The organism is Streptomyces sp. AgN23 (genome assembly GCF_001598115.1).
GTDB classification, from domain to species: Bacteria; Actinomycetota; Actinomycetes; order Streptomycetales; family Streptomycetaceae; genus Streptomyces; species Streptomyces antimycoticus.
Window position 1 is genome coordinate 2,964,433 of the sequence record NZ_CP007153.1, and the last position, 14,169, is coordinate 2,978,601.

At 70.1% G+C, this 14,169-nt stretch carries 14 protein-coding genes; 6 read left to right on the plus strand and 8 right to left on the minus strand.

Features of this window, described 5'->3' with window-relative positions; all coding sequences use genetic code 11:
* Nucleotides 1–35 precede the first annotated feature (35 nt).
* Entirely contained in the window at nt 36–818 is a 783-nt protein-coding gene (locus tag AS97_RS12940) for a sporulation protein (protein ID WP_059147120.1), read from the plus strand.
* A 99-nt stretch (nt 819–917) separates the two neighbouring features.
* Here the strand turns inward: AS97_RS12940 and AS97_RS12945 are convergent, their stop codons facing one another.
* The gene (locus tag AS97_RS12945; protein ID WP_236670345.1) at nt 918–1,244 is read right to left on the minus strand and encodes a barstar family protein; all 327 of its coding nucleotides are present in this window, start codon (nt 1,242–1,244) and stop codon (nt 918–920) included.
* A gap of 86 nt (nt 1,245–1,330) precedes the next feature.
* On the opposite strand from AS97_RS12945, the gene AS97_RS12950 reads away from it, so the two are divergent.
* A complete protein-coding gene (locus AS97_RS12950) occupies nt 1,331–1,870 on the plus strand; it encodes a YbhB/YbcL family Raf kinase inhibitor-like protein (protein WP_210564914.1) in 540 nt (179 codons plus the stop codon).
* A 106-nt stretch (nt 1,871–1,976) separates the two neighbouring features.
* Entirely contained in the window at nt 1,977–2,480 is a 504-nt protein-coding gene (locus AS97_RS12955) for an HNH endonuclease (RefSeq protein ID WP_059147123.1), read from the plus strand.
* A 105-nt stretch (nt 2,481–2,585) separates the two neighbouring features.
* On the opposite strand, the gene AS97_RS12960 is transcribed toward AS97_RS12955, so the two are convergent.
* The 3 genes from AS97_RS12960 to AS97_RS12970 form a co-directional block, all read right to left on the minus strand.
* On the minus strand, nt 2,586–3,545 hold the full coding sequence (locus tag AS97_RS12960; RefSeq protein WP_059147117.1) for an SPFH domain-containing protein: 960 nt from the start codon (nt 3,543–3,545) through the stop codon (nt 2,586–2,588).
* 152 nt (nt 3,546–3,697) lie between these two features.
* Entirely contained in the window at nt 3,698–4,171 is a 474-nt protein-coding gene (locus AS97_RS12965; protein WP_236670344.1) for an NfeD family protein, read from the minus strand.
* Between the two features lie 34 nt (nt 4,172–4,205).
* Nucleotides 4,206–5,015, minus strand: a complete 810-nt coding sequence (locus AS97_RS12970) for an ABC transporter ATP-binding protein (RefSeq protein ID WP_059147116.1) — start codon at nt 5,013–5,015, stop codon at nt 4,206–4,208.
* Nucleotides 5,016–5,107: 92 nt separating this feature from the next.
* On the opposite strand from AS97_RS12970, the gene AS97_RS12975 reads away from it, so the two are divergent.
* Nucleotides 5,108–5,911, plus strand: a complete 804-nt coding sequence (locus AS97_RS12975; RefSeq protein WP_059147115.1) for a hypothetical protein — start codon at nt 5,108–5,110, stop codon at nt 5,909–5,911.
* 289 nt (nt 5,912–6,200) lie between these two features.
* Here the strand turns inward: AS97_RS12975 and AS97_RS12980 are convergent, their stop codons facing one another.
* The 3 genes from AS97_RS12980 to AS97_RS12990 all read right to left on the minus strand — a co-directional run bounded on the left by AS97_RS12980 (nt 6,201) and on the right by AS97_RS12990 (nt 8,379).
* Nucleotides 6,201–6,440, minus strand: a complete 240-nt coding sequence (locus AS97_RS12980) for a chaplin (protein WP_059147114.1) — start codon at nt 6,438–6,440, stop codon at nt 6,201–6,203.
* 138 nt (nt 6,441–6,578) lie between these two features.
* The gene (locus AS97_RS12985; RefSeq protein WP_086710824.1) at nt 6,579–7,223 is read right to left on the minus strand and encodes a response regulator transcription factor; all 645 of its coding nucleotides are present in this window, start codon (nt 7,221–7,223) and stop codon (nt 6,579–6,581) included.
* Entirely contained in the window at nt 7,216–8,379 is a 1,164-nt protein-coding gene (locus AS97_RS12990; protein WP_197049196.1) for a GAF domain-containing sensor histidine kinase, read from the minus strand. Before AS97_RS12990 ends, AS97_RS12985 begins: the two co-directional genes overlap by 8 nt.
* Nucleotides 8,380–8,821: 442 nt before the next feature.
* Here AS97_RS12990 and AS97_RS12995 point away from each other — a divergent pair, with 442 nt between their 5' ends.
* On the plus strand, nt 8,822–9,589 hold the full coding sequence (locus AS97_RS12995; protein WP_059147111.1) for a transglycosylase SLT domain-containing protein: 768 nt from the start codon (nt 8,822–8,824) through the stop codon (nt 9,587–9,589).
* A gap of 190 nt (nt 9,590–9,779) precedes the next feature.
* Here AS97_RS12995 and AS97_RS13000 read toward each other — a convergent pair whose 3' ends face one another.
* On the minus strand, nt 9,780–12,482 hold the full coding sequence (locus AS97_RS13000) for an FHA domain-containing protein (protein ID WP_210564916.1): 2,703 nt from the start codon (nt 12,480–12,482) through the stop codon (nt 9,780–9,782).
* Between the two features lie 223 nt (nt 12,483–12,705).
* Here AS97_RS13000 and AS97_RS13005 point away from each other — a divergent pair, with 223 nt between their 5' ends.
* The gene (locus AS97_RS13005) at nt 12,706–14,166 is read left to right on the plus strand and encodes a streptophobe family protein (RefSeq protein WP_210564917.1); all 1,461 of its coding nucleotides are present in this window, start codon (nt 12,706–12,708) and stop codon (nt 14,164–14,166) included.
* The last annotated feature ends 3 nt before the right edge of the window (nt 14,167–14,169 follow it).

Below are 14,169 nucleotides of genomic sequence, written 5' to 3' on the forward strand. Positions count from 1 at the left end.
AGTCAAGACGCAGTCGCGTCCTTGAGAGGGAGAACATGGGCTTCAAGAAGCTGCTCGCGAGTCTGGGTGCCGGTGGCGCTTCGGTGGAGACGGTACTGACCGAGGAGAATGTCGTCCCGGGCGGCATTGTGCAGGGCGAGGTCCGGATCCAGGGCGGCTCGGTCGCGCAGCAGATCGAGGCGCTCTCGGTCGGCCTGCAGGCGCGGGTCGAGGTGGAGCGGGACGACCAGGAGTACAAGCAGAACGTGGAGTTCACCCGGCAGCAGCTGGGCGGCGCGTTCGAGGTGCAGCCGGGTGCGGTGCACGCGGTGCAGTTCGGCCTGGAGATCCCGTGGGAGACCCCGATCACCATGTTCATGGGCCGGCACCTGACCGGTATGAACGTGGGGGTGACCACGGAGCTGGCGATCGCGCGCGCGGTGGACTCGGGCGATCTGGACCCGGTCAATGTGCATCCGCTCCCCGCCCAGCAGGCGATCCTGGACGCCTTCGGCTCGCTCGGCTTCCGGTTCAAGGGCGCCGACCTGGAGCAGGGGCACATCCGTGGGACCCGGCAGCGGCTGCCGTTCTACCAGGAGATCGAGTTCTACGCCCCGGAGCAGTACCGGGGGCTGAACCAGGTGGAGTTGTCCTTCGTCGCGGACGACCGCGAGATGGACGTGGTGCTGGAGATGGACAAGAAGCCGGGGCTGTTCACCGAGGGCAGTGACACCTACCGGTCGTTCACGATGAACCTGGCGACCTTCCAGGACACCGACTGGGCGGCGTATCTGAACCAGTGGCTCGCCCAGGTCGGCGGCAAGCGCAACTGGTTCTGAGGTTCCCCCTCCGCTGAGCCGGACTTCCGCGCGGGGCGTGCACCGACGGTATACCGGCGCACGCCCCGTGTCGTATGTCGGCGTGTGGTGCGTCGTGCGTCAGGGGCCCTCGTCGTAGCGCACCACCAGGGGCCGTCCCTGCGTCGCCCAGTACGCCTCCGCGTCGGCCAGGATGTCCGCCGCGATCGCGGCGGCGTCGGGGTCCGCGTCGCGGAAGGCAAGCCAGCCCTGGATGTCCAGCAGGCAGCCGCTGGGCTCGCGGCCCTCGGCCCACCAGGACAGATCCGTGAGGCAGTCGGCCAGAGCGTCCCAGTTACGCCCGTACCAGTCGGGAAAGCGCAGGTCCCGGGCGCAGCGGTCGAGGAAGTCGTCCTTGTCCGTCACGCCGTCGAGGCGCAGGTGGAGGGCGAGGGTGGGGCCGGTCATGGGCGCCATGGTGCCAGCCCGCCGTCTGGCGGTCTCGTTAGGCTGGCCGCGGAGATGATCCACCGCAACCTCAGGAGGTTCTCGACGTGTCCGAGCAGAACCGGCCGCCGCTCCCCCATGACTTCCATCCGCCGGTGCCGTCGTTCACGGTGGTGAGCGACGATGTGCAACCGGGCGGCACGCTCAAGTCCGCCCAGGTGCAGGCGGAGGGGAACACCTCTCCGCAGTTGCGCTGGGAGGGATTCCCGGAGGGTACGAAGAGCTTCGCCGTCACCTGCTTCGACCCGGACGCGCCGACCGGCAGCGGCTTCTGGCACTGGGTGTTGTTCGACATCCCGGCCACGGTCACCGAGCTTCCGGCGGGTGCGGGCAGCGGCGGCTTCACGGGCCTGCCCGAGGGTGCCGTGCAGTCGCGCAACGACTACGGGACCCGTGATTTCGGCGGGGCCGCGCCGCCGCCCGGGGACGGTCCGCACCGCTATGTGTTCACCGTGTACGCGGTGGACGCGGAGAAGCTGGGCCCGGACGCGGACGCCTCGCCCGCGGTGGTCGGCTTCAATCTGCGGTTCCACACACTGGGGCGTGCCCAGTTGATCGCGGAGTACGAGGTGCCGGCCGCGGGCTGACGCGGCGAAATTGCGTTGTTCTCGGCCAGGCTCCCGGCCAGAGTTGATCCCGGTCCCGCCCATTCCGGGCGCGGGGCCGGGACACCGGGATGCGGGGGTGGTCGGGATGCGCGAGACGCTGGTTCTGAACGCGAGCTTCGAGCCGCTGGCGACGGTGACGCTGCGGCGCGCCGTGGTGCTGGTCCTCCAGGACAAGGCCGTCGTCGAACACGCCCACCCGGGGCTGCGGGTGCGGGCCGCGGACATCGATCTGCCGCTGCCACGGGTGATCCGGCTGTGCCGCTATGTGCGGGTGCCGTTCCGAAGACGTGCCCCGTGGTCGCGGCGCGGGGTGCTGGTCCGGGACCAGCACCGGTGCGGGTACTGCGGCCGCCGGGCGACAACCGTGGACCATGTGGTGCCGCGGTCGCGCGGGGGCGGGGACACCTGGCTGAATACGGTGGCCTCCTGCGCGGAGGACAACCACCGTAAGGCGGACCGGACTCCGGAGCAGGCGGGGATGCGGCTGCTCAAGGCGCCGTTCGAACCGACGCCTTCGGATGCGCTGCTGCTGGCCCTGGGGGCGGCGGAGCGGGACGCTCTGCCGGAGTGGCTGGCGCTTCCCGCCTAGCCCCGGGTTCGTCCCGCCTAGCCCCCGGGTTCGTCCCGCAGGGGCCCGGCAGGGAGCACCGGCCGGCCACCCCAGGCGCTGCGGGGCCCATCCCACCGCCGTCCGTCAGTCGATCGTGGGCTGTTCGCGGCGCGGGGCGGGCTCCTTGCCGGTGGCGGCGGGGGTGCCGCCGCCGTTTCCGCCGCCGGTCAGCGGGCCGAAGTTGCCCATGGCCCCGCCGAGGCCCTTGAGGGCGTCGCCGATCTCGCTGGGCACGATCCAGAGCTTGTTGGCGTCGCCCTCGGCGATCTTCGGCAGCATCTGGAGGTACTGGTACGAGAGCAGCTTCTGGTCCGGGTCTCCGGCGTGGATGGACTCGAAGACCGTACGGATCGCCTGGGCCTCGCCCTCGGCGCGCAGCGCGGCGGCCTTGGACTCACCCTCGGCCCGCAGGATCGCGGACTGCTTCTCGCCCTCCGCCCGCAGGATCTCGGACTGCCGGACACCTTCGGCCTGGAGGATCGCGGCGCGCTTGTCACGGTCGGCGCGCATCTGCTTCTCCATCGAGTCCTGGATGGAGGTGGGCGGCTCGATGGCCTTGAGCTCGACGCGGTTGACGCGGATGCCCCACTTGCCGGTGGCCTCGTCGAGGACGCCGCGCAGCGCCGCGTTGATCTCCTCGCGGGAGGTCAGGGTGCGCTCGAGGTCCATGCCACCGATGATGTTCCGCAGGGTGGTGACGGTGAGCTGCTCGATCGCCTGGATGTAGCTGGCGACTTCGTAGGTGGCGGCGCGGGCGTCGGTCACCTGGTAGTAGATGACGGTGTCGATGTTCACGACCAGGTTGTCCTGGGTGATCACCGGCTGCGGGGGGAAGGGCACGACCTGTTCACGGAGGTCGACGCGGTTGCGGATCGAGTCGATGAACGGGACGACGATGTTGAGGCCCGCGTTGAGGGTGCGGGTGTAGCGCCCGAAGCGCTCCACGATGGCCGCACTGGCCTGTGGGATGACCTGGATCGTCTTGATCAGTGCGATGAACACCAGCACCACGAGGATGATCAGGACGATGATGATCGGTTCCACAGCGGCTCCCCGTGCCCTTCATGCGGTGATTCGGATGGTCGGGATGATCAGGTCTGGCGGTTCCCGAAAGTGGAGTCTGTCAGATTCATGGTCGACTCCGCAGCTCAACCGGGGCGCCCTCAACTCTTGGTAGGACACTCCCGGTACGGCGTCTACATGACGACGGCCGTCGCACCGTCGATCTCCACCACGTCGACCTGCTGCCCGGGTTCGTACGCCTGGCCGGGGTCGAGCGAGCGCGCGGACCACACTTCGCCCGCGAGTTTGATGCGGCCGCCACCGCTGTCGTCGACGCGTGCGAGGACGACGGCCTGACGCCCCTTCAGCGCCTCGATGCCGCTGCGCAGCTCGGGTTGCTGACGGCGGCTGCGGACCGCCATCGGACGTACGACCGCGACCAGCGCGACCGAGACGGCGCAGAAGACGACGACCTGGAGCACGATGCCGCCGCCGAGCGCGTCGGTGATGGCACCGGCCACGGCACCGACGGCGACCATCCCGAATTCGGGCATCGCGGTCAGTACGAGCGGGATGCCCAGTCCTACGGCGGCGATCAGCCACCACACCCATGGATCCACATGGTCATGGTAGTTGTCGCCGGTCTCCGGGGACAGTGCGCGGATCACCTGCCGGTGGCACGGCGGGCGCAGGGGGCGGACATCAGGCCAGCGGCAGGCCGTGGGCGGTCCAGCGCTCGCCGTAGCGCTCGACGATCAGCGGGAGTCCGAAACAGCGGGAGAGGTTACGGGAGGTCAGTTCGGTCTCGACCGGGCCGGCGGTGAGCACCTTGCCCTGGCGGATCATCAGAACATGGGTGAAGCCGGGGGGGATTTCCTCGACATGATGTGTCACCATGATCATCGACGGGGCGAGCGGGTCGCGGGCGAGCCGTCCGAGGCGGCGGACGAGGTCCTCGCGGCCGCCGAGGTCGAGTCCGGCCGCGGGCTCGTCGAGGAGCAGCAGCTCGGGGTCGGTCATCATGGCGCGGGCGATGAGCGTGCGCTTGCGCTCGCCCTCGGAGAGAGTGCCGAACTTCCGGTCGAGGTAGTCGTTCATGCCGAGGCGGTCGAGGAAGGCGCGGGCGCGGGTCTCGTCGACCGCGTCGTAGTCCTCCTGCCAGTGGGCCGTCATGCCGTACGCGGCGGTGAGGACGGTCTGCAGGACGGTCTGGCTGCGCGGCAGCTTCTCGGCCATGGCGATGCCCGCCATGCCGATGCGCGGGCGCAGTTCGAAGACGTCGACGCGGCCGAGTCGCTCGCCGAGGATCCGGGCGTTTCCGGCGCTCGGGAAGAGGTAGCTCGAGGCGAGGTTGAGGAGAGTGGTCTTACCGGCTCCGTTGGGACCGAGGATGACCCAGCGCTCGCCTTCTTTGATCGACCAGGAGACCTCGTCCACCAGAGCCCGCCCATCGCGGACCACCGATACGTCCAGCAGCTCCAGAACCTCGCTCATGAGCGCGTTGTCTCCCATTGCAGTCTCGAGTCGTGCGTGCGCCTGTGGGCGCAGCCCCCTGAGGAAAACCTACGCCACACGTTGTCGGTGCCAGTCCTTAGGCTGGTGCCATGCTCGATGAACCACGTTCAGGGCGCCTCGCGGCTTGGGGAAATGCCCTTATCGCCGGACTTGTCTCTCCGGACGAGGCGGCGCATCGCATCGCGGATGAGGACGCGTCGCACCGGGTGGCCGGACTTCCGGGGGAGTCCGGGCCGGTGGGGCTCACGCTGGCGCTGGGACGGCTGCGGGCGCTCGGAGCCAAGGGGCTGCGGGTGGCGCTGCCCATAGCGGGGCATCCCCTGGGGCTGAGCGGTCCACCGGAGTTCAACGCCCATGCCCTCGACGCGGGTGAGGCGGTGATCGCGACGGGCGCGGCGCTCGGCCTGGTGCCCGAGGTGTCGGCGGCCGGGCCCGAGGGCGATCAGCACATCGAGGTGGTGTGGCGGTGCCAGAGCGTGCGGGAGGCTCCGCCGGCCGATGTGCCGTCGCTGGGCGAGGCCGAACGGGAGCTGGCCGAGGCGCTGCGGGAGGCCACGGAGGTGCTCTCGCGGCTGAATGTGGCCGGATCGGGCCCGGTGGCCGAGGCGGCCCTGGAGGCGTATCGGGCGCGGGCCGAGCGGGGGCGCGAGGTGCTGGCCCCGGGCTATCCGCCGCGGGCCATCCGGGTGCTGGAGCTGGCACAGCGGGTGGGTGCGCTGGTGGACATCGCCTATATGGCGGGCGGGGACGGCCGGGAGCACGGCGGTGCGGTGAGTGCGTCGGAGATCACAGCGCGGGCCGAGGCGCTACGGCCGGTGGAGCGCACCTCGCGGCGGGCGCAGGTGGCGGCGTACAACGCGTATGTGGAGGAGCGGGAGCGGGGCGGCCGCTGATTCCCCGGGAAGGTCTCTGAGCTTCCCGGGGGTCCTGGCGTTCCCGGGGGATCTCTGAGCCTCCCGGGAAGGCCCTGGCGTTCCCGGGAAGGGCGCTGGCGTTCCCGGGAAGGGCGCTGGCGTTCCCGGGAAGGGCGCTGGCGTTCCCGGGAAGGTTTCTGACGCTGCCCGGAGGGCCTCCGCGCTTCCCTGGCGGTCTCCGGCTTTCTCCGGACGCACGGGACCGGCCCCGAAGGCGGGCGCCTCCGGGGCCGGTCGGCAGTGCGTCCTGTATGCGCCAGGGCGGCGGTCAGCCGCCGCAGGGGGTGCCGAGCGCCGGGTTCATGGACCCGATGACCGAGACGGTGTTGCCGCAGAAGTTCACGGGCACGTGAATGGGCGCCTGAATGTTGTTGCCGGAGACGACACCCGGGGACATCGTGGCCCCACCGTCGGCCCAGGGGCTCTGGGCGGTGGCGACACCGGCACCGGCGACGGCGAGTCCGCCGGCCGTGATGGTGATGGCAGCGAACCTCTTGATGTTCTTCACTTGGCAAGACCCTTCATTCATCAGCGCGTCACCGCGGCGGTACGCCGCGGTACGCCGTGGAAAACGGCCCGGCTGATGGCGAGTTGCGCTGTTCGAGTGATAGCCACCCGTTGGTGTGATTTCACGGAGAACCGCTGTTCATGCCCCAATCCCATGTCGTACGGCCCAGAGCGCGGCCTGAGTACGGTCGGCGAGGTCCAATTTCATAAGAATATTGGACACATGGGTCTTCACGGTCTTTTCGGACAGCACCAGCGCTCGCGCGATCTCCCGGTTGGACCGGCCGTCCGCGATCAGCGCGAGCACCTCGCGCTCCCGCTCGGTGAGTGAGCCGCCGCGCCCCTGGCCGCCGCCCTCGTCCTGGGAGAGCAGCGCGAGGGCCACCTCGGGCTGGAGCAGCACATGTCCGGAGTGGACGGACCGGACGGCACGGGCGAGCGCCTCGGGGTCCACGTCCTTGTAGACATAGCCCGCGGCGCCCGCACGCAGGGCCGGGACCACAGTGCGCTTCTCGGTGAAGCTGGTCACGATCAGCACCCGGGCGGGGTTGTCGAGGTCGCGCAGGGTACGCAGCGCCTCGATGCCGTCGAGGCCGGGCATCTTCACGTCCATGAGGACGACGTCGGGGCGCAGCTCCTCGGCGCGGGCGACGCCCTCCTCGCCGTCCGACGCCTCGCCGACCACCTCGATGTCGTCCTGGACCTGGAGAAAGGTCCGCAGGCCGCGCCGGACCACCTGGTGGTCGTCGACGAGCAGCACCCGAATCCGTCCGGGGTCAGCCACCGGGCACCTCCATCTCGATCACGGTGCCCCCGCCGGGCGCCGACTCCACGGTCAGACGGCCACCGACGCCGCCGGCCCGGTCCCGCATCGACACCAGCCCGAGGTGGCGCCCGGCGCGCCGTACGGCCGAGGGGTCGAAACCCGTGCCGTCGTCGGCGACGCGCAGCCGGGCGCCCTGGCCGTGCCGGGTCAGCGTGACGTCGACCTGCCGCGCGTCGGCGTGACGCAGCGCGTTGTGCAGGGCCTCCTGGGCCACCCGCAGCACCGCCCCCTCCTGGGCGGCGGGCAGCGCCCGTACGCCGTGGCAGGCGAAGGTGACCTGGGCGGAGTGGGCCCGGTCGAGCACCTGCACCTGCGTCCTCAGCGTCGCCACGAGGCCGTCCTCGTCGAGGGCCGCGGGGCGCAGTTCCACGACGGCGGAGCGCAGCTCGTCGGTGGCCTCGGCGGCGAGGAGGGCGATCTGCTGGAGCTCGTCCTTGGCCCGGTCGGGGTCGCGGTCCACCAGGGCCGTGGCCGCCTGGGCGGTCAGCCGCAGCGAGAAGAGCTTCTGGGAGACCGCGTCGTGCAGCTCATGGGCGAGCCTGGCCCGCTCCCCGGCGATGGTGAGCTCGCGGCTGCGCTCGTAGAGGCGGGCGTTGGTCAGGGCGATGGCGGCGTGCTGGGCCAGGATGGACAGCAGCTCCTCGTCCTCGGCGGTGAAACCGCAGCCGCCCTCGGGCTTGGGGCATCGTTTGTTGGCGAGGAATACCGCGCCGAGAACTTCATCGCCATCGGCAATGGGAAGACCCAGGAAATCCGACATTTCCGGATGAGCTGATGGCCATCCCTCAAAACGGACATCACGCCGCACATCGGCGAGTCGCTGTGGGGTGGCGTCCTTGAGCATGGCGGCGAGAATGCCATGCTGCCGGGGCAGCGGCCCGATGGCCTTCCACTGCTCGTCGCTCACCCCATCTACTACGAACTGGGCGAAACCTCCGTGATCATCGGAGACCCCCAGGGCGGCATACTCCGCATCGAGCAGCTCACGGGCGGACACAACGATGGTCTTTAGGACATCACGGACTTCCAGATGTCGGCTCATGGCGAGCAGCGCACCGCTCACCCGAATCAGCCCGGCCCCGGGTCCACCGCCCCGTCCTTTCGTCATGGCCATTACCGTACCCACCCGCCACCCGGCGGGTATATCGGCCGGTCGGCGGCCACCTGATAAGACCTGAGCCCTAGGTCGAACGGCGCACACGGGCCCCCCAAAGGGGGCTGTCGCAGGGGTGAAAAAAACAAACACCCTGAGCATTTGCGTGGGCACAGCGCGCAATATGAGAAGCTCCGCGATGTGAGCCCGGACACACGACCTAAATCACTTACGAACGTGCTTAGTGGACGTTTCATAGGCGACTGAGCGGGGATGACGGCCGTTCGCATGGGCATGAGCGGCCTACTTATCCACTAAGCAGCATCGTATGTCACACCTTTGCGACAACTTTTTGCGGCAGCTAAGAATTTCCCCCAGTCGCACGGCGCCGTAGATCCAGGAACGGCGCTCTGCGCGCCGATTTGGCCTGCGACTCAAGCGATTGGAAGAGGTCTACTCCGCCATGCCCCTGCCCAACATCCCCGGCTACGCCCGTCTCAACAAGACGCACAAGTACTCCGCCGCCGGAATCGCTGCCGCCGGTGCGGCCGCCATAGCCTTCGCAGTCGTCCCCGGTGGCAACGCGGACGCCAAGACGACGGCCCAGGACCTGCCGAACAAGCCCGTCGCCCTCACGTCCCAGAAGGCCGACGCCCAGGCCCACCACGAGGCCCTGGTGAAGCAGTCCGCGCTCGCCGACCAGCAGGCCAAGCAAGAGGCTGCCGAGAAGAAGGCCGCGGCGGAGGCCGCGAAGAAGAAGGCCGCGGAAGAGGCCGCCGCCAAAAAGGCCGCGGAAGAGGCCGCCGCGAAGAAGGCCGCCGAGGCCAAGGCCGCCAAGGAGCGCGCCGTCAAGCAGGCTGCGAGCCGCTCCGCCACGCGTATCGAGACGGTCGCCGCCGAGAAGACCTACCCGGACAACCTCGACGGCTGGATCCGGGAGTCCCTCGACATCATGAAGAAGAAGGGCATCCCCGGCACCTACGAGGGCATTCACCGCAACATCATCCGGGAGTCCGGCGGCGACCCGCGCGCCATCAACAACTGGGACATCAACGCCCAGAACGGCGTGCCCTCCAAGGGCCTGCTCCAGGTGATAGCCCCGACCTTCAAGGCCTACCACGTCGAGGGCACCGCCTGGGACGCCTACGACCCGGTCGCGAACATCACCGCGGCCTGCAACTACGCGGCCGACCGGTACGGCTCGATGGACAACGTGAACGGCCCGTACTAAGCCTGTACGGCTGTCCCGAACCCGGCGTTACGACGCCGAAGGGCGACGGCACCCCCTGTGTGCGAGGGATGCCGTCGCCCGTGTGCGTGACGGTGACGGAGGCTGCTTGCGCCGGACCACCGGGGGCGCGGCTACGTGCGCCTGACCACCGAGGGCCGCGACTACGTGCGCATGGCCTCCGGGGCCGCGGCTACTTGCGCATGACCTCCGGCTCATGGCGGCGCAGCAGCCGCGCGACCACGAAGCCGCAGGCGATGCCGAGGACGATCAGCACGATGATGTCGATGCCCCACTGGGTCGTGGTGTGCTCCCACAGTGGGTCGGTGTCCAGGGGCTTCTTGCTGTCCCACGGCGCCATCATGTGGCCGACGCCCGGGCCCAGGTCCAGCGTGGCACCGGCCGCGCCGACCGCCCAGCGGGACGGCATCAGCCAGGCGAACTGCTCCACACCGAGCGATCCGTAGATCTTGAACAGGACGCCGGTGAAGACGACCTGGACGATCGCGAACATGACCAGCAGCGGCATGGTCTTCTCAGCGGTCTTCACCAGGGACGAGATGACCAGGCCGACCATCATCGAGGTGAAGCCGATCGCGATGACGGCCAGGCAGAGCTCGGCGGCCGGCGGCATCAGCAGACCTTCGTCGGGCATCTTGCGCGTCGAGAGACCGATGGCGGAGATGATGACGCCCTGGCAGGCGGTGATCACGCCGAGCACGATCACCTTGGACATCAGATACGCGGAGCGGGACAGGCCGACCGCCCGTTCCCGTTCGTAGATGACCCGTTCCTTGATCAATTCTCGTACGGAATTGGCCGCGCCGGTGAAGCACATACCGACCACGAGAATCAGCAGAACCGTCCCGGCGGCCTGGTTGAAACTGCCCTTCGGGGCCAGCTGAAGGCCGAACTTCGCCGGGATGACGACGCTCACCGAGCCCAGCACGGCGGGCAGGATCACCATCAGCCCCATGAAGCCCTTGTCGGAGCCGATCACCGACAGATAGCGGCGGATCAGCGTCCACAGCTGCGAGCCCCAGCTCTGTGGCTTCTGCATCCGGGTCGGCGGGGCCTGGACATGGACGGACTGCGGGGCGACGGAGTCGAGGTCCGCCGCGTACATCTGGTAGTGCTGCGAACCGCGCCAGCGGCCCGCCCAGTCGTAGTCGCGGTAGTTCTCGAACGACGAGAAGACATCCGCCCAGCTGTCGTAGCCGAAGAAGTTGAGCGCCTCGTCCGGCGGGCCGAAGTAGGCCACCGAGCCGCCCGGCGCCATCACCAGGAGCTTGTCGCACAGCGCCAGCTCGGCGACCGAGTGGGTGACCACCAGCACGGTGCGGCCGTCGTCGGCGAGACCGCGCAGCAGCTGCATGACATCGCGGTCCATGCCCGGGTCGAGACCGGAGGTCGGCTCGTCCAGGAAGATCAGCGACGGCTTGGTGAGCAGCTCCAGCGCGACGGAGACCCGCTTGCGCTGACCGCCGGAGAGGGCGGTGACCTTCTTCTCCCGGTGGATGTCCAGCTTGAGCTCGCGCAGCACCTCGTCGATCCGGGCCTCGCGCTCGGCCTCGGCGGTGTCACCGGGGAAGCGGAGCTTGGCGGCGTAGCGCAGGGCCTTCTGGACGGTCAGCTCCTTGTGCAGGATGTCGTCCTGGGGCACCAGACCGATGCGCTGGCGCAGCTCGGCGAACTGCTTGTAGAGGTTCCGGTTGTCGTAGAGGACATCGCCCTGGTTGGCCGGGCGGTAGCCGGTGAGCGCCTTCAGCAGCGTGGACTTACCGGAGCCGGACGGGCCGATGACCGCGACGAGGGACTTCTCCGGGACGCCGAAGGAGACGTCCTTGAGGATCTGCTTGCCGCCGTCGACCGTCACCGTCAGATGACGGGCCGAGAAGGAGACCTCACCGGTGTCGACGAACTCTTCGAGGCGGTCGCCGACCAGCCGGAAGGTGGAGTGACCGACGCCGACGGTGTCGGTGGGGCCGATGATCTGCTGCCGGACCGGCTGACCGTTGACATAGGTGCCGTTGTGGCTGCCGAGGTCACGTATCTCGAAACGGCCGTCGGGCAGCGCCCGGAACTCGGCGTGGTGGCGCGAGACCTGCAGATCGGAGACGACCAGCTCGTTCTCCAGCGCACGACCGATGCGCATCACCCGGCCGGCGGCGAGCTGATGGAAGGTGGTCGGGCTGCGGTCGCCCTGGGCGGGCGGGCCGTCGGCCGGGCCGGAGGGGCCGGTGCCGGGAACGTTCTGCGCGAGATTGTTCAGCGGGGCCTGGGGCTGCTGCTGCGGAGGCTGGGGTGCCTGCTGGTGCTGCGGCTGTTGATGGGGCGCCTGCTGCTGCGGGATGAACGGCTGCTGCTGGTGCGGGGCCTGGGGCTGCTGCTGGTGCGGGGCCTGGGGCTGCTGCTGGGGCTGTGGCCAGCCTTGGGGCTGCGGCGCACCCTGCTGCGGCCCGCCCTGCTGCGGCCAGCCGGGGCCGGGCTGCGGCTGCTGCTGGGCGGGGGGCTGCTGAGCCTGGTGGGGCTGCTGGGGCATGCCCATCGCCGCCTGCTGGCCGTACGCGCCCGCGGCGCCCATCGAGGCACCGCCGCCGGAGACGCTGAGCCGAGGGCCATCGGTGGCATTGCCGAGGTGGACGGCCGAACCAGGGCCGATTTCCACCTGTTGGATTCTCCGGCCCTGCACATAGGTGCCGTTGGTGGAGCCCTGATCCTCGATGACCCAACTGTGCCCACCCCAGCGCACCGTGGCATGCCGCCAGGAGACCCTGGCGTCGTCCAGCACCATGTCGCCCTGTGGGTCGCGCCCCAGGCTGTACGACCTGGACGGATCAAGTGTCCAGGTCTGTCCGTTCAATTCCAGTACGAGTTCCGGCACTCCATGCCCCACTACTTGTCCCCCGAGTTACCCCCTGACAGAGGGAGTCTAGGGATGGCGAACATCCTGAGGAACTATTTCAGGCTCAGTCCCTTAACCGGAAGTCGGGCTTTGACAAGAGCGCGACTCGGGCGTCATTGACTCATCCGAAAGGCCCTCGGAAAGTGGTAAGCGCTGACGGATAGTGCGGATCATGGTTAATCCGGGCAACTCGCGACGATCGGGAGTCGGCGATATGAGCGCGAGCGGTGGCGGACGAGTGCCCTGGGGGCCCGCGCTGCTCGCCGCAATCGCGGCGGTGAGCTGGGCGTTTCTGGCTATGGTGGGGATCGCCGCGCTCGGCATGCATCTGATCGGCGCCGACCGTGCGGGGGCGCTCGGGCCGATGACCGCCGCGGTGACGGTGCTGGCGGTCGGCGGTTCCGTCACCCCCTCCGGCGAGGTGGGCGTCTTCGGGCTGGAGGGCGCCCAGGCCCGCGCCGCCATCGATATCGCGCCACTCGGGGTGAGCCTGGTCGGCGCGCTGCTGCTGGGGTGGCTGTTCGTACGGTCGCTGCGGGCCGCGGGGGCCGTGATCGGCCGGGCCGAACTCGCCGTGCGCGCGGGCCTCGTGGCCGTGCTCTTCCTGCTGCTGCTCGCCGGGCTGACCTGGGTGGGCAACGATACGGTCACGATCGACGGCGCCACGCTCGTCCCGCCCGGCCTCGGCAGACAGCGCACCGGGCACGATCTGCTGAGTCGGCTCCCCGAGCAGCTGGGCGATATCGCGGACATCGGCGCCGGGCTGCTGCCGGACCGGCTGGCCGAACTCGTCGACGCCAAGGCGTCCGTCGGCTTCACCGTGGCGGCCGGCCGCTCGCTGCTGGGCGGCGCGGTGTGGGTCGTCGCCGTCCTGCTGCTCGCGCTGCTGGCCTCGCGCCGTACCCCGCTGCCGCCCGGCGGGCAGGCGCTGCACCGCACGGTCCGGCCGGCGGTGTCCGCGCTGTGCGGGGTGCTGGTGCTCGCGGTCGGCGCGGGTCTGGTGGCCGGGATCTACGCGGCGGTCGGGGACGACCATCCGGGGCTGGTGCTCGGGTCGGCGCTGCTCGGCGCCCCGAACGGGGTGTGGATCGGCGTACCGCTGGGGCTGTTCGTGCCCTGGTACGGCAGGGCGAGCGGTGCGCTGCGGCAGGTGCTGCCCGACCCCGTGGACGATCTGCTCGCCGGGACGGGCGGGGAGCCGTTCACGGTGGGGCGGCTGGCCGAGTTCGACGGCCGGGTCTGGCTGCTGGTGGTCGCGAGTGTGCTGCTGATGCTCGCCGCCGGGGTACTCACCGCGGCCCGTACGCCCGTGGGGAGCTCCCGGCCGTTCGCCTTCGCGGGGTGGTGTGCGCTGCGGCTGGGCGTGGTGACCGCGCTCGCGCTGCCGCTGCTGGTGCGGCTGACCCGGGTCTCGGCGGGGGCGAGCCTGTCCGTGCTCGGCTTCGACGCCTTCGGGGCGGGTCTCGAGCTGTACGGAAGCGCTCCGCCGGCGTGTGCGCTGGGCGCGGGGTGGGGCGCGGCGGCGGGGGCCGCCGGGGCGCTCGCGGCATGGGCCACGGGCGCGGCGGGCCGCCGGGCCGCGGCGCTCGCGCGGCGGGACGACGGGGAGCGGGGAGGCGAGGGAGGCGCGGGTCACGGCGGGGGCGAAGGGCGCGGCGGCGGAGGTGGCGCGTGAAGC

Bases quoted from the DNA above. Each gene is read 5' to 3' on its own strand.
- AS97_RS12995 (WP_059147111.1), top strand. From the start codon at position 8,822: ATGCCCCTGCCCAACATCCCCGGCTACGCCCGTCTCAACAAGACGCAC.
- AS97_RS12975 (WP_059147115.1), top strand. From the start codon at position 5,108: ATGCTCGATGAACCACGTTCAGGGCGCCTCGCGGCTTGGGGAAATGCC.
- AS97_RS13005 (WP_210564917.1), top strand. From the start codon at position 12,706: ATGAGCGCGAGCGGTGGCGGACGAGTGCCCTGGGGGCCCGCGCTGCTC.
- AS97_RS12945 (WP_236670345.1), bottom strand. From the start codon at position 1,244: ATGACCGGCCCCACCCTCGCCCTCCACCTGCGCCTCGACGGCGTGACG.
- AS97_RS12970 (WP_059147116.1), bottom strand. From the start codon at position 5,015: ATGGGAGACAACGCGCTCATGAGCGAGGTTCTGGAGCTGCTGGACGTA.
- AS97_RS12990 (WP_197049196.1), bottom strand. From the start codon at position 8,379: ATGGCCATGACGAAAGGACGGGGCGGTGGACCCGGGGCCGGGCTGATT.
- AS97_RS12955 (WP_059147123.1), top strand. From the start codon at position 1,977: ATGCGCGAGACGCTGGTTCTGAACGCGAGCTTCGAGCCGCTGGCGACG.
- AS97_RS12940 (WP_059147120.1), top strand. From the start codon at position 36: ATGGGCTTCAAGAAGCTGCTCGCGAGTCTGGGTGCCGGTGGCGCTTCG.